At 36.3% G+C, this 19811-nt stretch carries 17 protein-coding genes; 8 read left to right on the top strand and 9 right to left on the bottom strand.

Annotated elements, in window-relative coordinates; translation table 11 throughout:
* Position 1: 1 nt before the first annotated feature.
* Together Q1A60_RS08085 and Q1A60_RS08080 are read left to right on the top strand one after the other, a co-directional pair.
* The gene (locus Q1A60_RS08085; RefSeq protein WP_299768094.1) at positions 2–568 is read left to right on the top strand and encodes a hypothetical protein; all 567 of its coding nucleotides are present in this window, start codon (positions 2–4) and stop codon (positions 566–568) included.
* Between the two features lie 214 nt (positions 569–782).
* Positions 783–1289, top strand: a complete 507-nt coding sequence (locus Q1A60_RS08080; protein WP_299768096.1) for a hypothetical protein — start codon at positions 783–785, stop codon at positions 1287–1289.
* 3 nt (positions 1290–1292) lie between these two features.
* Here the strand turns inward: Q1A60_RS08080 and Q1A60_RS08075 are convergent, their stop codons facing one another.
* The 7 genes from Q1A60_RS08075 to Q1A60_RS08045 form a co-directional block, all read right to left on the bottom strand.
* A complete protein-coding gene (locus Q1A60_RS08075) occupies positions 1293–2051 on the bottom strand; it encodes a LytTR family DNA-binding domain-containing protein (protein WP_299768185.1) in 759 nt (252 codons plus the stop codon).
* 157 nt (positions 2052–2208) lie between these two features.
* A complete protein-coding gene (locus tag Q1A60_RS08070; RefSeq protein ID WP_299768097.1) occupies positions 2209–3345 on the bottom strand; it encodes an amidohydrolase family protein in 1137 nt (378 codons plus the stop codon).
* A 64-nt stretch (positions 3346–3409) separates the two neighbouring features.
* Positions 3410–3745: a 2TM domain-containing protein gene (locus Q1A60_RS08065; protein ID WP_299768099.1), complete on the bottom strand. Its 336-nt coding sequence runs from the start codon at positions 3743–3745 to the stop codon at positions 3410–3412.
* 20 nt (positions 3746–3765) lie between these two features.
* On the bottom strand, positions 3766–4116 hold the full coding sequence (locus Q1A60_RS08060; protein WP_299768101.1) for a 2TM domain-containing protein: 351 nt from the start codon (positions 4114–4116) through the stop codon (positions 3766–3768).
* Between the two features lie 50 nt (positions 4117–4166).
* The gene (locus tag Q1A60_RS08055; RefSeq protein WP_299768103.1) at positions 4167–4502 is read right to left on the bottom strand and encodes a 2TM domain-containing protein; all 336 of its coding nucleotides are present in this window, start codon (positions 4500–4502) and stop codon (positions 4167–4169) included.
* Positions 4502–4801, bottom strand: coding sequence for a 2TM domain-containing protein (locus Q1A60_RS08050; protein ID WP_299768104.1), 300 nt, complete (start codon positions 4799–4801; stop codon positions 4502–4504). The genes Q1A60_RS08055 and Q1A60_RS08050 overlap by 1 nt, the downstream gene beginning before the upstream one ends.
* Positions 4802–4813: 12 nt before the next feature.
* Positions 4814–5095, bottom strand: a complete 282-nt coding sequence (locus Q1A60_RS08045) for a 2TM domain-containing protein (RefSeq protein ID WP_299768106.1) — start codon at positions 5093–5095, stop codon at positions 4814–4816.
* Positions 5096–5583: 488 nt separating this feature from the next.
* Between Q1A60_RS08045 and uvrB the strand changes: the two genes are divergently transcribed.
* Together uvrB and Q1A60_RS08035 are read left to right on the top strand one after the other, a co-directional pair.
* Positions 5584–7584, top strand: coding sequence for an excinuclease ABC subunit UvrB (gene uvrB, locus Q1A60_RS08040; protein WP_299768108.1), 2001 nt, complete (start codon positions 5584–5586; stop codon positions 7582–7584).
* 237 nt (positions 7585–7821) lie between these two features.
* The gene (locus Q1A60_RS08035; RefSeq protein WP_299768110.1) at positions 7822–10410 is read left to right on the top strand and encodes a CHAT domain-containing tetratricopeptide repeat protein; all 2589 of its coding nucleotides are present in this window, start codon (positions 7822–7824) and stop codon (positions 10408–10410) included.
* Here the strand turns inward: Q1A60_RS08035 and Q1A60_RS08030 are convergent.
* A complete protein-coding gene (locus Q1A60_RS08030) occupies positions 10390–11100 on the bottom strand; it encodes a hypothetical protein (RefSeq protein WP_299768113.1) in 711 nt (236 codons plus the stop codon). The two genes, Q1A60_RS08035 and Q1A60_RS08030, sit on opposite strands and share 21 nt — an antisense overlap.
* A complete protein-coding gene (locus tag Q1A60_RS08025; RefSeq protein ID WP_299768116.1) occupies positions 11093–11653 on the bottom strand; it encodes a sigma-70 family RNA polymerase sigma factor in 561 nt (186 codons plus the stop codon). Before Q1A60_RS08025 ends, Q1A60_RS08030 begins: the two co-directional genes overlap by 8 nt.
* Positions 11654–12039: 386 nt before the next feature.
* On the opposite strand from Q1A60_RS08025, the gene Q1A60_RS08020 reads away from it, so the two are divergent.
* The 4 genes from Q1A60_RS08020 to Q1A60_RS08005 all read left to right on the top strand — a co-directional run bounded on the left by Q1A60_RS08020 (position 12040) and on the right by Q1A60_RS08005 (position 19632).
* Positions 12040–14250: a tail fiber domain-containing protein gene (locus Q1A60_RS08020; protein ID WP_299768119.1), complete on the top strand. Its 2211-nt coding sequence runs from the start codon at positions 12040–12042 to the stop codon at positions 14248–14250.
* Complete coding sequence (locus Q1A60_RS08015; RefSeq protein WP_299768122.1) at positions 14240–16261, top strand: tail fiber domain-containing protein; 2022 nt, start codon at positions 14240–14242, stop codon at positions 16259–16261. The genes Q1A60_RS08020 and Q1A60_RS08015 overlap by 11 nt, the downstream gene beginning before the upstream one ends.
* Positions 16258–17133: a hemagglutinin protein gene (locus Q1A60_RS08010; RefSeq protein ID WP_299768125.1), complete on the top strand. Its 876-nt coding sequence runs from the start codon at positions 16258–16260 to the stop codon at positions 17131–17133. The genes Q1A60_RS08015 and Q1A60_RS08010 overlap by 4 nt, the downstream gene beginning before the upstream one ends.
* A gap of 147 nt (positions 17134–17280) precedes the next feature.
* A complete protein-coding gene (locus tag Q1A60_RS08005; RefSeq protein WP_299768128.1) occupies positions 17281–19632 on the top strand; it encodes a T9SS type A sorting domain-containing protein in 2352 nt (783 codons plus the stop codon).
* Positions 19633–19811 lie beyond the last annotated feature (179 nt).

The following is a 19811-nucleotide window of genomic DNA, read 5'->3' as shown; positions in this document are numbered from 1 at the left end:
TATGAAAAAGTATTTATTTCATATATGTATACTCTTTTTTACGATAAGTTGTGCTAATAAAAAAGACGATATCTCCCAACGTGTGAGCGATTATTATAATGGCTTTCAATCATCTAATTACAGCCAGGTTCAAAACACACTATCAGATAGTCTTACACTAATAGAAGGTGATTTTATCATGCCTTTTAATCATAAGAGTTATCACGAACAATTTAAATGGGACTCTGTTTTTAAACCTGTATATGAAATCATTGAGATAAAAAAACTTGATGATAAGGTATCTGCTACTGTTTCTGTACACTCGCCTCGATTTGAGTTTCTTAAAAACAACCCACTTACCTGTACTCACTTATTTTCTTTTATATCAGGAAAAATAGCTAAAATTGAAAACCAAGATTGTAGTAATGCAGATTGGGAAGTATGGCAAAAAGAAAGGGATTCTTTAGTAAAATGGACTCGTATACATCATCCAGAACTAGATGGATTTATTAATGATTTATCTATGAATGGTGCCATCAACTACTTAAAAGCTATTGAGTTATATCAAAAAAGGAAAGCTCGGGATTAAATTAATAGTAAAATGAGGCCGTCTAAAAAGATGTAACCATCGTCAAACTGAACTTGTTTCAGTTTCTCATTACATTGGTAATTAATGTGATAAGATTCTGAAATGAATTCAGAATGACGTATTAAGTTGCTTTTTAGACAGCCTCATCCAACTAGTATATTCCAAAATATGTAAATTGTAACACTACAATAAAAATAAAACTGAATTAATAAAAATGAAATCATCAATACCTATTATAGAACATGATGTATTTACAATTCGTAAATTACTTTTGATAATAGGTGTCATTGCTTTTGTTTTAGGAAGTCTAGCAGTTGCCTTGAAATGGCGAAGTGCGGGTAGTCTTTTGCTACTTACTTCAACATTTGTCATTTTCGGATACTACCTACTCAACAAAAGATATAAAGCATATAGAGAAATCTACTTAGAATATATACCAGATCACAATGTAAATGACATGTTACATCATGGTTCTTTTGAATTTACAAATGCGTATCTAAATTATAAAAATAAAAAAGTAGATCAGAAAATACATTGGACTGAAATTTCAAGTTACAAACTTGTCAAGTTACAACATATGGTGTTGTTTCATAAAGATGCAAAAAAGAACATCATCATCAGTAAGACTGAAATGGATGCATCAGATTTCATAGCAGTCATTGATTTTATAAAACAACATGTTGAAAAAAACTCATTTGACAGATCTTATATAAAACCTTAATTTTTAGTCTATCCAAGTTTTAAAATCTTTCACGCGCTCTCTACTGACAATAATTTCCTGTTCGCTCCAATTATTCAATTTAATCTGTAATCGAGAATTGGTGTACGAGATAATGTCATTAATGGCATTGATGTTTATATAAAACTTGCGACTTACTCTAAAAAAGGTTTTAGGTTCTAGTTCATCTTCCAAGTTTTCCAGTGTCGTATCTAATAAGTAATTCCTTCCTTCGGTAGTTCCTGCATATGTCCCTTTATTTTCGCTGTAAAAGCACTCTATTTCATCTACAGGAATCATTTTAAGATGTTGTCCAATCTTGGTTGTAAAACGACGTTTATACTCACGTTCTACCGCGGTAACACCTAATAGTTTTTTAATATCTTCAAAATTCAGCGCTACATCTTGCTGTTTTGGGATACGTTCCTTGTATTTGGCGACTGCTTTTTCTAAATCTTCATCATCTATAGGTTTTAATAAATAATCAACACTATTCAACTTAAACGCCTGCAAAGCATACTCATCAAAGGCGGTTGTAAAAATAATAGCGCTCTTTACTTCTACCTGATCAAAAATTTCAAAAGATAAACCATCAGACAATTGAATGTCTAAAAAGATCAAATCAGGATGGGTATTGGTTTTAAACCAAGCCACAGCTTCCTCTACAGAATGTAACATTTCATTTACGGTTACATCTAGTTCTGCAAGCATTCTATTGAGTCTTCGTGCAGATGGTTTTTCATCTTCTATAATTAGTACATTCATCATGACAGGTATACTATACGTTTTATTAAAATTACTTTAAGTGTAGAACAGGATCTAATAGTAGATAACAAACTATTGATTTGCGTTTCTAATTTTGCTTTCGCGAAAGCGTATATTTTACTATATAAATATAGTTTTAATTTATAGTTGAAACAGATTATTTTTTAAGTATCGTACCAGCCTTCCATATTGTTTCGATACTTGAAATATGATCTATGGTATCTAAAGGGCTTTTTGAGAGTAAGAGCATATCTGCAACATAGCCTTCTTTTATAAACCCAGTCTTTCCTATATTAAATTTTGTAGCGGGTAATGACGTCGCACTTTTCAATACATCTATGGCTGGAATTCCTGCTTTACTAAAAAAGATAAGCTCTTTATACAAATCGGTTCCCATATTGATTTCTGCATTAGGTGGATCTGTACCAGCCAATATTGGGATTCCTGCATCATACAGACGTTTTACCTCTTTCAATAGCTTTGCTTCTACAGCTGCGGTCTCTTCTTCTGTCTTTCCAAAATACAAAGGTTGTACTAATACATTGGTAAGAATGGTAGGAATGACAAAAAAATCTTTATTCTTGACAAGGTCATCTAAGTGTTCTTGGGGCATGTCTATATCTGTCCAGATATGTACCAATCCATCAGCTCCATTAGACAGTACTTTGTACGCGTCTTCTTCTTTAGAGATATGCACCACGGCTACTTTATCGTTTGCATGTGCTTCTTCTATCAATGCTTTTGCGATCTCATGAGAGATGGTGGTTTTCCAAGGTTCTACTATAATTTTAATATGATCAACCCCTGCTTCTACTCTATCTGCTATCCATTGTTTTGCATCTTCAGGTTTTTCAAGTGTGGGTACTTCAAAACCATACTGTGTCCCATGACCTCCCGGAGCTGTAGCAGCATAGCCCGCTCTATATAATCTTGCCGTTCCAGGTTGATCACGCATATCTGTCATATAGTGCTGCATCGATTCTAACCCATGCATATCTAATAGGTTTAACACTCCTGCATTTGCAGCTTCATACAATTGAGGAACCATAAATGAGTGTACATGACAATTAGTGAGCGCTGGCATTAAAAATTTCCCTTTACCATCTATCACTTCATAATCCCCTTTGATGTGTTTGCCTACTTTCTTGACAACACCATTTTCTACAAGTACAGATGTATTTTCAATAACAGTATCACCATCAAATAAAGTAACCTCTTTTATAACAAAAGAATCTTGTGCTTGTACTCCTAAAAATGTAATCCAAATAATTACAATAGTGCTAAAAAGTTTCATAATACATTGTTGTTTTTGATTGATTATTCATTTCTATTCTCTTGAAGAGGGAAGTTTATTTCTGTTATTTTCTATTATTATTTATATAATCCTCTTCCTCTGATTCCATATACTCTTGAATCTTGCGTTGTTCCCATTTTTTATAAAAGGCATTGTAACGAACTCCTTTAAAAACATAGAACCAATGTAACAGCAAGGCTATTCCCCATAAAACAGGTGTTATTAACCGTGTCCAAAAAGGGATATAAGAGGTAAACGATCCGCCATCAAAAACACCTGCATAAAATAATTGACCTACAGTACAAAAAACGATATAAGCAAGTAGATGTGAATACCAACTTCTTTCATTTTTTATTTGTTTTTTGACACGTTCGTATTTTTCTTCGTCGCTATGATTCATTTTGTAATACTTGTTATTAGTTATTTTTTAGAACCCCTTCTCTTAATTACATGAGAAAAATCCTCTTCCTCTTCTTCCATAAACTGTTTTATTTTGCGGGCTTCCCAATCCTTATAAAATTTTATAGAACCAACTTTCTTAAATACTTTAAACCAATGACCCAATAATCCAATACCCCAGAAAAACGGTGTTGTAAAATGAACCCACCAAGGCATGTGACTTGTTATTCTTCCATCATCAAAGAGTCCAAAATAAAATAACTGTAAACAGATATTAATAACCAGGTAGATAAAGAGGTGTGTATACCATCCTTTCTCATCTGCTATTTGTTTTTTTGCTCGTTGTAATTTTTCTTGATCTATACCTTCCATCTTCTTTCAGTGTTTAATAGTCCGCATTCATTTTCTTAAAAAAGAAATAGTTACTTTTTAATTGTACGTATAAAATCCTTTTCTTCTTCTTCCATATACTCTTTGATCTTACGTTCTTCCCATCTTTTATAAAAATTTGTAAAACGTACTTTTTTAAAAGCATATAGCCAGTGTACAAAGACATTAAGTCCCCAGAAAAATGGTGTCGTAAAACGTACCCACCAAGGAATATACTGCGTAAACTCTCCGTCATCAAAAATACCTGCATAAAATAATTGTAACAGTATATTTATAGTGATATAAATGAAAAGGTGGGAATACCATATTTTTTCATTTTCAACTTGCTTTTTTATACGCTCATACTTTTCTTGATCCATAGCTGCCATTAGAACCAGTTTTGACTATTTCTATTTTCTTTTTCCATTTGCTCACGAATTTTACGTTGCTCCCAGTTTTTACCTAAAAATAAGTCTGTTCCAAAAAGTTTAAATGCTTCCATCACAATACCTAATCCCCAAAATCCAATAATCCATAAGAACCAAGGATAACTCAATCCATTTGAATAGTAATTAAATCCTAAAAATAAAAGTCCAAACAAAAGGAAACTACCTAATTTACCGTAAAACTTTCTAAGCGCTGTAACTCTCTCTCTCGCTCTTTGATATCTATCTTCTTGATCTTCCATAATTCCTATATTTTAAAATTCATCATTACGTAAAAACTCTTCTATTTTACGTTTCTCCCATTCTTTATTAAACAATGGGTTCCAATTAAATGTTTGCGATGCATGACTCAGCAAACCAATACCCCATCCTACAATTGGAAATATCGCCCATGGAAAAGAAGTTGTATAGTAATTTATAAAAATAAACACAGGTACCATAATTAGATATGTAATTAAGTGTGTGTAAAATTCTTTAAGTTCTTTGATATACGCTTGTGCTATTTCGTATTTATAATCTTGTTTTCTATTATTCATGATTTCTATGTTTTAGTTTGATGATGTAAAGATGCTACAAACACCTCTTGTTAGAAAGTAAGAGTCACCCAACTGTTATTTTTTAAGGATGAATTGCAAAAAATAGTCTCAAAGTTGATAAATACTTGTCTGTATATAGCTGAACATATCTTTTATAGCAGGTTTTAAATCACATTTATATATTCATAAATTATATATAAGTAATGATTTATCGGCATTCACCATAAACCGCTTAAGGGACACTATATTCATAGTATACAATTTCAAATAGTACGTGATATAGTATAGATTTGATTTTACATCACTATGAGATTGAACTGACAATCTTTATATAAAACACTATTTTGAATTCCATATACACTAAACTTGTAAAGCGGGCTAGGCTCGCTTTACTTTTATAAATTCCATCTAAGTTCCCTAATGTTTTATATCTAATTACGCTTTCGCGAAAGCGTAAAAAGCCTTAATTTAGCGTAGCTACTGTATCTATGAAATTCAAATTACAATCTGACTTTAAACCCACTGGAGATCAACCTACTGCTATCAAATCTCTTGTAGAAGGACTTGATGCACAAGAGACATATCAAACCTTACTTGGAGTGACAGGTAGTGGAAAGACATTTACTGTCGCCAATGTGATTGAACAGGTACAAAAACCCACATTGGTTTTGGCCCATAACAAAACTCTTGCAGCACAGTTGTACAGTGAGTTTAAGGCTTTTTTTCCAGAGAATGCAGTAGAATATTTTGTCTCTTATTATGACTATTATCAACCAGAAGCATTTATTCCGTCGTCTGGAGTCTATATAGAAAAAGACCTTTCTATCAATGATGAGATTGAAAAAATGCGATTGAGTACCACTTCTTCCCTACTCTCTGGAAGACGCGATGTACTGGTTGTGGCTTCGGTATCTTGTTTATACGGTATTGGAAACCCAGCGGAGTTTCAGAAGAATGTTATTGAGATCAAACGTGATCAGATTATAGCGCGTACCATGTTATTAAAACAACTCGTACAAGGACTATATAGCCGTACGGAAATGGAGTTTGGACGTGGTAATTTTAGAATCAAAGGAGACATCGTCGAAATTTTCCCTGGGTATGCAGATATTGCGTTTAGAGTGCACTTTTTTGGAGATGAGATTGAAGAAATAGAGGCTTTTGATCCTAAAACAAGTGAGGTGATTGAAAAATACGAACAACTTCGTATCTATCCTGCAAATATGTTTGTAACCTCACCGGATGTACTACAAGGCGCTATTAATCAAATAGGTGAAGATCTGGTCAAACAGGTTGATTATTTTAAAGATATAGGAAGACATTTGGAAGCCAAACGACTTAATGAACGTACTAATTTTGATTTGGAAATGATCAGAGAATTAGGGTATTGTTCTGGTATTGAGAATTACTCGCGTTATCTGGATGGAAGAGAGCCAGGTACACGTCCGTTCTGTTTATTAGATTATTTTCCTGAAGACTATTTAATGGTCGTGGATGAGAGTCACGTAACGGTTTCGCAAGTAAGTGCGATGTATGGTGGAGATCGAAGTCGTAAAGAGAATCTTGTAGAATATGGGTTTAGACTCCCTGCTGCCATGGATAATCGTCCGTTGAAATTTGAAGAATGGGAACTACTTCAAAATCAAGTCATTTATGTATCTGCAACACCAGCAGATTATGAATTACAGAAATCAGAAGGGACCTACGTAGAGCAAATCATTCGTCCTACTGGACTTCTAGATCCTATAGTAGAAGTGCGACCGAGTCTCAATCAAATAGATGACCTCATCGAAGAGATTAATAAAGTCATAGAACGAGATGAACGTATATTAGTAACTACACTTACGAAACGTATGGCAGAGGAGTTAACTAAATACCTCGCACGTATTGATATTCGTACGCGATATATTCACTCAGATGTAGACACTTTAGAGCGTGTAGAAATCATGCAAGACCTTCGTAAAGGGCTCTATGATGTGCTTGTTGGTGTGAATTTATTACGTGAAGGACTTGATTTACCTGAAGTTTCACTGGTTGCTATTCTTGATGCAGACAAAGAAGGCTTTTTACGTAGTAAACGTTCATTAACGCAAACCATAGGTCGTGCCGCGCGTAACGTAAATGGGAAAGCCATTTTGTATGCAGATAAGATCACTCGAAGCATGCAAGAGACAATCGATGGTAGTGACTACCGTAGAAATAAACAAATCGCCTATAATACGGCTAATGGACTTAAACCAGAAGCGATTAAAAAGAGTTTAGATAATGCGCTTACGCGAAAAGCAACGTATACCATAGAGGCTCAAAACCTCATTGATCTTGCTGCCGAAGACGCCGCAACTTATCAAACCAGACCAGAAATAGAAAAGAGTATTCGAAGTACGCGTAAAGCCATGGAAGCTGCTGCCAAAGAACTCGACTTTATGCAAGCTGCCAAACTACGAGATCAGATTAAAGTACTTCAAGAGAAATTGAAGGAATTGGCGTAAGGGGTTTTGGTTATATACGCTTTCGCGAAAGCGTATACAGTACATTCATTTTTTATAATTTTGGTAAGAACAAAACATATAAAAATACTACCTTAATAAGACCCTCTAAAAATTAAGGAATTAACCTAGTCTATTGAAGTTCTCAGGTTGTTTGTATATTAGTAACTAACTAGTAGAAACTAATCTCCTTTCTCAAAAATGTATATCCCACTCCTAAAGAAACATATACTTTTCTCGATGTTATGTGTTCTAGGTTGTATCTGGTGTACAACAGAAATCGTTGCTCAGACGGTACCTTCATCCCAAAATCGTATAGATCGTGAAGCTGCTGACATCTATTTCGCGCAAGCAAAAACAGTTTTAAAGAAAAGAGATACAGATACGGCGTTACCCCTTATTCATAAGGCAGATTCTCTATATCAAAAGCTAGTACTTCCCGAAGAAATAATCGAAACAAAATTACTAGAGTATCGATGTTTTAATTTTTTAAAACCAATATCTGAATGGAGTACACCATTATACCAAGCATTATCTTTTGAAAAGGAACTAGAAAAACCTAGCATGACAAAGGTAAAATTATATGCCGCTTTAAGTACCAATGCGAGTCTTAATAACCAATCTACTGTTGCTTATTATTATGGTTCAAAAGCATTAAGTTTACTTCAAGGAGAACACCTCACTAAAGATCCTGAATACCAAGCTTTCTATATGTCCATTTTATATAGAATGGGGAAAACAGAAGAGTTTCAGTACAATTATAAAAAGGCTGAAAATTTCTATAGGCAATCATTAGAAAAAGCTAGGAAACATAAATTACCCTTTTATTTAAGCTATGGAGGGCTTTTTAAGACATACACACTTACCAATCAGCATCAGAAGGTTACAAAAATGATTGAAGAATTTGAAACGAAGAAGTATGCACAATCACAACCTTCATTCTTTGTCTATGATTTCTATTCCTATCATATAGATTATTTAATAAAAAACAGCCTCTATGATAAAGCCATAAAGCAATCTTTAACATTAAAAAAACTACGAGATACTGATAAATTTAAGTCTCATTTTTCTGAATGGTTTTTAAGCGAACGTATTGCTGATATTCATAATTTACAAGGAAATCATCAGGAAGCAATCAACGAGTTACTTAGTACAAAAGCATTACAAGAATCTCTAGAAATCAGAAATACAGAAAGAGCGGCACTCCTTATTAAACTAGCGAAATACTATCTAGACCTTAACGATTATAAAAATGCCCAATATTACAGCGAAGAAGCGCTTACGGTAAATACTAAAATACAACGTGACACGACGATATTTCATATGCCTCTAGATCTAGATAATATTGAAAAAGCACATAAAAATATTTTGCTAGACAATCTATTATTTAAAGCACAACTCGCAGAAGCATTCTATACCAAAACAAAAGACAACACCTACTTAAAAACAAAAAAACAATCGTATACAACTGCGCATGAATTGATAAAACTCATGGGAGGGATTAGTGATGAAGATGCTTTTTTAGATGAAACGCAGTTCAAGAATGTATATGGTAATTTGATGCAGTTATACCAACAAGAATGGCAAACCAATAAAGAGCAAAAAACGTTTGATAGTGCTTTAGAATTACGTCTACAAAGTCAATATGTTACTATACTCAACGAACTTAAAGATGCGCAGCAACATAAGGATATTGACTCCATTCCATTTATTAAAAATAGTAGAACTACTTATGAAGGATACAATAAACTATACTATTTCTGGGGACAGGAAGCCATTTATGTGCTACACGAAAATGACACGATACAGCACTTTGATAAAATACCACTCACAACCGAATTAGAAATAGCTATCGATAAAGTGAGTTCTGACGTTCGAGAAATAAATACACCTATCCATAAGGAATCGCATCAATTGATATACAAAACACTCTTTGAAAAATATATCCGCCCTGACACAAAAACTGCCATATTACTAGATGATAAATTGCATCTTATTCCTATAAGTTCGTTATGGATTGAGGAAGAAAATAAGTATTTATTAGCAAAAACGAGTATTGTTCATATCACAACAACCAGAGACCAAGAGGAGACCTCAACATCAAATCAAGCGTTACTCATGGCTCCTTTTGCTACACGACAAGGGGTTTTTAATAATCGGCTTTCCAAAAGTGCCGATGAGATAAAAGCCATAGGTCAGTACGGTAATCACAAAACCTATTTAGATCAGCAAGCATCTAAAACTTCTTTTCTTAATAACGTTACTACAGCTTCTATTATTCATTTGGCTACGCATGCCACTACAAATACAGAAGAACCAGTATTAAGTAAAATTCAGTTTTATGAAGAAGAAGCTATAGATCCAACACGTACGAGTTTAACACTTTCAGAAATTTACGACCTGAAATTAAATGCAGATTTAGTTACTCTAAGTGCTTGTGAAACGGGTATCGGCAAAGAAATTAAAGGCAAAGGAATACAAAGCATGGCCAATGCTTTTACACATGCGGGTGCTGCTAGTACCGTCATGAGTCTTTGGAAAGTACCCGATACAGAAACTACCGCTATTATGACAGGATTTTATACCCATCTATACAAAGGAATCCCTAAGGATGAAGCTCTTCGTCTTGCTAAACAAGATTATCTTGATGCTCATACAGAGTACCCAGCCTTACAGCATCCGTATTATTGGTCTGGTTTTGTGATTTCTGGAGATCCAACACCTATCCATCAAAAAGAACAGTCTTGGAAAAAATGGGGACTCATTTTAGGAGGAATCTTTCTTCTTTTATTTATAAGTAAGAAACTCTTATTCCAACGATTTCAATAATTCTTGAGCTTCTTTATGCTTAAAATTTGAATTGGTAGTAAGCAAGGTATTCAAGTGACTTTTTGTTTTCTCAATATTATCCAGTTTTAAATAACTTAATGCTAAATACCACTGTGCTTCGGCATAGATCGTATCTGTTTTTTTAATGCGAGATTCTAGCGTCACAATAGCCTCTTTTGTTTCTCCTAGCTGTAACTGAGCATTTGCTTTATAAAGTACTAAGATACCTTCCTCTTTATTTTCTAAAAGTGTCTCTATATATACAATAGCCTCCTTATAATTTTGTTCATCATAGGCTCTAAAAGCTAACACTTTTATGTCTTCTGACACCTCACCGCGAACTATAGGTTGTACAACATTTTTATACGGTTCAAAATACTGAGCATAGAGTGATTCTGTAGAATCTATAGTATTGAAATACCATACACTACTCAATCCAATAAGGATTAAAAGTGTAGCAGCAACAGACCATTTTCTCCATGAGGAACGTTTTTCTTCTTTATAAAAAGAGTGTAACTGTGCTTTTGTTTGATCGTAGTCCGCTTTCGCGAAAGCGTACTTAAGATCATCATAAAAGGGAATATCATCTGCAAACGAAGGATCATTCTGAATGTACTCCTGAAACAATTGCTCTTCGGCTTCATTTAACGTTCCTTGCAAATATTTTTGAATTAATAGGTCTTTATTCATAATTGGGGGATTTTACGAGGGTCTTCAAACTTTTAAGACATCGAGATTTTTGACTTTTGGCTACATCCTTACTACTATATCCTAGCTTCTCTACAATTTCATCTAAACTGAAGCCACGATAATAAAATAAGTACAAGATTTCTCGGCACTTTCCTCCTAGTTGTTCTAAAGCTAGTTGCATTTGATGTTTTCGCTCTCCATCAGGAATCGTAGCTTCTACAATTTCTGACATAACCGTTTGTTCATTATACATTTCAGAGAAATCTTCTACTAGATGCACTTTTTTCTGTTTACGCAAATGCGCATAAATCAAATACTTCCCAATACTAAAAAGGTAGGTTCGGAGTTCGCTTTTTAAATTGTCGAGTTTCCCTTGACGTGCATTATCTCTCAAAATAATAATAGCGTCTTGATACACATCTTCAGCCATAGAGCTCGTGATAGGATATTTCTTTGCATAACGCAAAAAAGCCTTGCGATGGGCAAGGTATATATCGCGTAATGCATCCGGTCGGTCTTCTTTTAATCCAGTGATAAGGCGTTGCTTTTTCATATTAGTGCATTTCGGAAGCCGAGGTAAACATTTTATGCTAATAAACCCACATTCTGCATTAGAAAATCTATTCCGTTTTGAAACAACTGCAAAATATATCGCTACGCTACGTTTTTGAGTTTAACTATAGCGGTGCTATGCTAAAACTCAGAAAACATCATCTTTTATTGCTGTTTCAAACCTCATTGTAAAGTTCTAATACAGAATGTGGGTTAAAAGTATAAAAAAGAAATGACGCCTATAAAATTAGTACGATTACCTAAACATCAACCACTCCCTAATCACTAACAAACAATCAGTTACAAATAAAAATTAAAAAACAGTACATCTTGATGTTTACTTTTTAAAAGCAATAACACCAATGAGTAAACTAACCCGTATTGTTTATGAAGGTCTTTCAGAAATTACTATGTATAAGTTGTTGTATACTTCCTTTCTATATAGGAATAGCGCAATCACAGTCTATTAACTACAAAGCCATTATTAGAGATAACACTGGTACTATTTTAGCCAATGATCTCATCATTATTCAGTTTACGATTCTAGAAGGCGCTACAAATGTATATTCTGAAAATCATACCCCAACGACAGATGCCAACGGACTTGTTATTTTAAACATTGGAGAAGGAACAGTATTAAGCGGAGATTATACAACGATTGATTGGTCTACAACCGATCACTTTTTAAACGTACAAATCAATACTGGAGGCGGGCTTGTAGATATGGGAACCACTCCGTTTCTATCTGTTCCGTACGCATTACATGCACAAACCGCAGAAAACACCATGGGCTTGGAAGATATAGATGAAGGTAATGGTATTGGATGGCGATTAAAGGATCGTGATCCTGATAATTATGGAAATATTGGTGAAAATGCTATTGATTTAAGTATCACAACTTCTCCAAATACCAACCGAGGTGCTACAGGTAATAGAGCGTTTGCAGTAGGAGTTTCAACCATAGCGTCTGGAGACACCTCTTTTGCTACAGGTTCTGCTACAGAGGCTTCTGGGGCTTTCTCCTTTGCCGCAGGAGGAGCAACTACAGCTTCAGGCACGGGTTCTGTTGTTTTTGGTAGTACCAGCGACGCTATAGGAGATGTATCCTTTGCTCAAGGAATAGGGTTGCGTGCAGATGCACTTCTTTCGGCAACTTTTGGTCGTAATAATATTGGAGGAGGAAGTGTAGGTTTATGGACTCCTAGTGATCCGCTTTTTGAAATAGGAAATGGTAGTAATAATTCAAGTGGAAGGAATAATGCATTAACCATCTATAAAAATGGGAATATCACTATGGATAACTCTATGGTGAGTGCGAATGGTACTACAGGAGAACTTGCTGTTGCTTTAGGAAATGAAACTACTTCTAATGGTGTATATAGCTTGTCTGCAGGAAGCGGCACTATTGCCAGTGGTCAAACTGCTGTTGCCTTTGGATCTACAACAACAGCGTCTGGCGCAGCATCTTTTACTACAGGTCTAAGCACAACGGCAACGCAAGCAGGAGCTGTTGCTATGGGCGCTTTTACGGAAGCCTCGGGAAGCTCATCTTTTGCTGCAGGAGCGAGTACCTCAGCTACCAGTACTAATGCTGCTGCTTTTGGTAGTGGTACGACAGCCTCAGGATTTGCATCGTTTGCTACAGGTTCTTTAACAAGTGCTGGTGGTGCACGATCTTTTTCCTTTGGTTCTCAAAGTAATGCTGATGGTGTTCAAACAATGGCTGGTGGAAATGCCACCATTGCTAGCGGGGATAACTCAGTAGCCTTAGGTACTAATTCTCAATCCTTCGGAGATCATTCTTTTTCCATGGGAACTAGTGCTATTGCATTCTCAAATTCTGAATTTGTTATTGGTCGTTATAGTGAACTATACGCATCTTCTTCCTCTGGTATAGCTGGTACAGATCGACTATTTGTAGTAGGAAATGGCACGAATGTTTCAGATCGAAATAACGCAATTACGGTCCTTAAAAATGGAAATACTGGTGTAGGTACCTCCAATCCTCTGGAACGATTGCATGTTGCCAATGGACGATTACGTATCGGCACCGAAACTGTAGAAGATACAGGTACTAATCGATTAGAATGGAATTGCGGTCTCTTTCCAGATACCGATGATATTTTTCAACTAGGCGGTTCTGCCTTACGATGGGAAGCAGTTTGGGCAACCGATGGAACCATCAACACCTCAGATCGTAGAGAGAAAAAAGATATTAAAGGATTAAACTATGGCTTACGCGAAATTTTAGACCTCAACCCTGTACGTTTTCGCTGGAAAGCAAAACCTGAACAAGGGGAAAAACTCGGACTGATTGCTCAAGATCTATTAGAGATTATTCCTGAAGTAGTCAAAACACATGAATATGTCACTACTGGGGAAGGTGAACATGCAACCCTCGAAAAAAAGGAGTTAGACAGACTAGGCGTATACTATACCGATTTGATTCCCGTACTCATCAAAGCTATCCAAGAACAACAAAAGATCATTCAATCTTATAAAAACGAACAACAGCAAAACAAAGCTGCCATTGCCGATTTACAATCACAAATGAATCAGCTTACAGCGCTATTACAAAACAAAACCTATGAAAAATAATATACTCTTAGTATTGGTTGGCTTTTTTGTTTGTCTGATAAGTCAGGCGCAAAATAATATCAACTATAAAGCGGTCATTAATGACAATCAAGGGACGCCATTATCTAATCAATTAGTTGTCATCCAATTCAATATTCTAGAAGGAGATGATCAAATAATGGTATATTCAGAAAACCACACCCCTACTACAGACACCAATGGATTGATCATACTCAACATTGGAGAAGGGACAGTATTAAGTGGCGATTATACAGCTATTGATTGGACTTCAGATACTCATTTCCTAAATGTTCAGGTGAATTCTGGCGGTGGACTAACTGATCTAGGGACGACTCAATTTCTAACAGTTCCCTACGCTATCAGTGCACAAACTGCTCAAAACGTAAATGGCTTGGAAGCTATTACTGAGGGTGGTTCAACAGGATGGCGCTTGGTAGGACAAAATCCTGATTTTTTTGGTGACATAGGTTCAGGAGCCGTTGACTTAAGTCAGTCGGATAGTGATTTTGCTGAGTATGGAGCTGTAGGTTCTAATGCTGTTGCTTTAGGTTTTAGAACACGAGCTGAGAGCTTTGCAATTGCTGGTGGTTTTGATACTACAGCTTCTGGACTTGCTTCTATCGCTTTTGGTAATGAATCAACAGCCAGCGGGTTAAGTGCTATAGCTATAGGAAGTAGCACTATAGCACAAGGAGATGGAGCTACATCTATTGGTGTACAAACTTTTGCAGGAGGAGAACGATCTACAGCTATGGGAAATGTGACGACAGCTTCTGGAAATCAAGCTGTCGCTATAGGTTCTAATGTCAATGCACGTTCTTTTGCTGAAACTGCATTAGGTAGCTATAACACAAGTTATACGCCTGTCTCTACTACAAATTTTAATTCAAGTGATCGTTTACTCGTAATTGGAAATGGTACTGCTTCCAATACTAGATCAAATGCATTCATTCTATATAAAAATGGCGCATTACAAGTAGGAGAAGAAAGTGAAGCTACTGGAGTTCAATCGTTTGCTTCTGGTAGGTTTACAGAAGCTTCTGGTGCTACAACTACGGCAATGGGTAACTTTTCACAAGCCTTAGGAGATCGCTCTACGGCCTTAGGATTTGAGACACAAGCATCGGGAATACAGGCAGTCGCTATTGGGACTTCATCTGTAGCTAGTGGCGAAGGCGCTATAGCACTAGCCACAGTATCCAATGCTTCTGGAAATTATGCTATGGCTTTTGGTTCAGGAACAAGAGCTCCTTCATATAGAGAAACTGTAATGGGCACCTATAATACCGAGTATACTCCTTTATCAACAACAAACTTTGTCAGTCTTGATCGCCTTTTTGTTATTGGAAATGGAACAGGTTCGTTAAGCCGAAGTAATGCTTTCACCATTCTTAAAAATGGTAATACGGGTATAGGTACCTCAGTTCCCCAAGAGCGCCTTCATATCGCTAATGGTCGTTTACGTATAGGTACTGAAACCGTAGAAGATACTGGTTCTAATCGGTTGGAATGGAACTGTGGACTCTTCCCAGATACCGATGACAGTTTTCAATTAGGTGGTTCTGCTTTACGATGGGAAGCCGTTTGGGCAACCGATGGTACGATAAACACATCAGATCGTAGAGAAAAAAGAGATATTCAACAATTACATTATGGCTTACGCGAAATTTTAGAACTCAATCCTGTTCGTTTTCGCTGGAAAGCAAAACCAGAACAAGGAGAAAAACTTGGGTTGATTGCTCAAGATCTACTAGAAATTATTCCTGAAGTCGTAAAAACACACGAATATGTAACTACTGGCGATGACGAAGATGCAACCCGCGAAAAAAAGGAATTGGACAGGTTAGGTGTGTATTACACTGATTTAATTCCTGTTTTAGTTAAAGCTATTCAAGAGCAACAACAACTCATTGACCAGCAAAACAAAAAAATAGATCTGCTATCACAACAAACCATAGCTATCGCACAATTACAAGAACGTATCGTACAACTTGAACAGAAAAACCAATGAAAAAAGCATTCATTTTTATCTCACTACTATTCATGAGCAATGTATTTGCTCAGACCATTGACCGTTTTAGTATTGATAGTGGCGGTGCTAGCACCGCTGCTGGAAATATCAGTATTTTATATACGATTGGCGAAGTACAAATCGCCGAACGTAACACTGCAACACTTTCTATTTCTGAAGGTTTTATTGCACCTCAACGTATACGTATACGTATACACCCTATTGTATTCTTACAAGGCGCATTCACTAATCCAAATGCTGGAGAAGAATCATTGATGCGAGATGACTTGCGTATTGCTAGTTCAATCCTTATTCCAACAACAAGTCCCTATGACAGCACTACTTGTGACCCTTCCGTTTTTACTACAACAGGAGCAAATGCCATTGTAGATTGGATACTCATTGAACTTAGAGATGAAAATGATGCTTCTAATGTACTGGTATCGCAATCGGCATTATTGCAACGTGACGGAGATATCGTCGCTACCGATGGTACTTCCGCTGTGGCAATAAATAGCCCTTCAGGAAATTATTATATAGCTGTTAGGCATCGCAATCATTTGGGTATTCTTACAGCAAGCACTGTTTCACTTTCAGAAACTGTAACAAATCTTGATCTCAGTACAGATATCAATGCTGTGATTGGAGGAGCACTCGCTTTAAGAGCTATGGGCAATGGGATTTTTGCGATGTATGCAGGAGATGTTAATTCTGATGGGAGCATTTTAAATACAGATATAGCTAGTGCACTTTCTGCTTCTGGAGGCATTAATGTATACGCTGGTTCTGATGCCAATATGGATGGAAATATTCTCAACACAGATATCGCACTTATCATTCAACCCAATGCTGGGCGTATACAGCAATTTTAATTTATAAATATATACGCTTTCGCGAAATCGAGCTTGCGAGATTCACGACCAGAGGGAGAGCGAAGCGTTAAAGCGTATAAAAGCTCACAAACCACTAATTCAATAACAATGAAACAAAGTATACTCACTCTTTTTGCCCTATGCGCAATGTTCACAATCAACGCTCAAAACATTGAGCTCTCTTTTGAAAATCCTCAAATCACTAATGATGGCATGAACGATTTCTATGAAATAGATGTCATAATCACTAGTGATGTAACCTACTCTCAAGGATCAGGACAATTCTTCTTAGATTATAATACAGTTGCCTTTGGAACGCTTATTAATGGTTCTAGTAGCATTACCTTTGAACGACCTAACACAACCATCTTAGGAGGACAAACCACTATTGAACCCATACCAGATCTTGTTATCGTACTTGGAGATCATTACAATGATTTCTTCATCAATGATGCTACAAATTCTAAAGTATCGTTTATCTGGCAACAAAACGGTAGTGGTGGAATGATAGGTGATAATATTGTAGCCAATACCCCTACGGTATTAGTACACGTAAGAATGCAATTCTTAGATGGCGCATCTGCGGTATCTCCTGATCTGTGTTTTGATGCCACCAATCCGTTTGATGATCAATTCTTCACAGCCTGTGGACCATTTGACCCATTTACAGGAGCATTTGAAAATGCCAATTGTGTCACTGATCCACCAACTCAAATTCTAAATTACACACCTGATTGTACTATCCCTGAACTTCCATTATGTGTAGGATTGCCTGTAACTACGTTTACAGACATGGGATGGGATAATGGAACGCCTGATGGATCTATGAATGCTGTCATTGATAGTGATTATAACACGACTACTGTTGATGCAGATATTGTCGCTTGTTCATGTACCATTAACTCAACTGCTACTGTCACCGTTACTGCTGGAAGATATTTGCAAACAACAGGTGATCTTACTATCGATGGAACCCTTGATGTGGCTCATGAAGCTAGTATGGTACAAACTGATGAGAGTGCCGTGACTATCAACAACGGATCCATCTCTGTAGCGAAGACAACGCCTACTTTAGATGATCGTAACTTTGTAGCCATGAGTAGCCCTGTGACTGCCGAAGTTAGAGACAGAGCCTATGGAAATTCTAGAGCTATATTTAGTATCATCCCAAGTAACTTCGTACCTTTTGATATAGACTTAATGGCATTCCCAGAATTTATGGGTGCTGAAAACTTCCTGGATGATGATAATGACTATTTACTCCCTGTCACAGGAAGTACTGCTTTACCTGATGCAGGAATTGGACAACTCGTATTCCCACAACCTGAGCCTAATGTAGGTGATGGTGCTTATACCATTACCTATACACAAAATGCTATGAACCCAGGGACGTTAAACTCTGGAACCATTAGCGTACCTATTAACTACAATGGGCCTGCGACCATTAATAACTATAACCTTCTTGGAAATCCATATGCATCGGCTATTAATGTTACCGAATTTATCAATGCCAATGATGCCGTGAATCAAGTATACTATTGGGATCACTTAACCATACCTACTGGTGACTTACCAGGGTTTGGAACCAGTAACTTCTCTATGAATGATATCTCTATACGTAATGCACTCCTTGGGATAGCTGCCGTTAATGGAGGTACACCTCCTGGAGAGTTTATGCCATCTGGACAAGGATTTGGAATCAAAGCTGATCAATTAGAGGCCGGCGCTAATACCCCTGTCGTATTTACCAATAGTATGCGTGTGGCTGGAAATAATGGCGGGTTTAGAAATAGTGAAAACAGTGACATCGATAGACTTTGGTTAAACCTAACCACAGAAGCCTATGAAGAAGCTACTTCTCAAACAGGTATTGGATTTACAGTCAATGCAACACTAGGATTTGATCCTGGGTATGATAGTCCGCGTTTAGGGACCTTTATCTCTTTATTTACAACTCTAGAAGCAGGAGAACAACTATCCATTCAAGGAAGAGAAGCGTTTGATGATGAAATAGAAATTGCATTAGGATTTGCTACTTCGTTAGAAACCGAGGAGAGTTACACCATTAGCATCGATCATTTGGAAGGGAATAACATTGAAAACGCAACGGTGTATTTAATTGACAACCTAACCAATACAACAACTAACTTAAATGAGAATAGATATTCATTTACAGCAACAAGCGGTATTCAGCCAGAGCGTTTTACTGTGGTATTCCAAAAACGCGAGGTATTAAGTACAGACGAATTTAGTTTTCGCGACAGCGTAACCCTCTACCCTAACCCAGCAACACAGCAGGTAACACTAGGATATGCAGGACAAGCTCAGCTGCAAAAGATAACGATTATAGATATAAATGGAAAAGTTATTCGTACAATATCACTGGAAAACTTCCAAAACGCTCAAGTCATCCCAACCAGTGATTTGGCAAAAGGAATGTATTTCTTAAACATCGAGTCAGATATTGATACTATAGTACAAAAACTAATCATTGAATAGGTGTTTTAGTGAGATTCTATCGATGAAAAAAAGGAGGCTTTTAGGCCTCCTTTTTTTATGCGCTATTTTTAAAATAGACGTATTGACTTACATATAACTTTGTGTAAAAAACTATATGAATTCATAGATTTTTTCTTACATACAGAATTCATAGATAACATTTAAACCATTCTAAAATA

It is taken from the genome of uncultured Dokdonia sp., assembly GCF_947492535.1.
GTDB lineage: Bacteria > Bacteroidota > Bacteroidia > Flavobacteriales > Flavobacteriaceae > Dokdonia.
The sequence above is the reverse complement of the archived record's forward strand: the minus strand, read 5'-3'. Positions and strand labels throughout refer to the sequence as shown.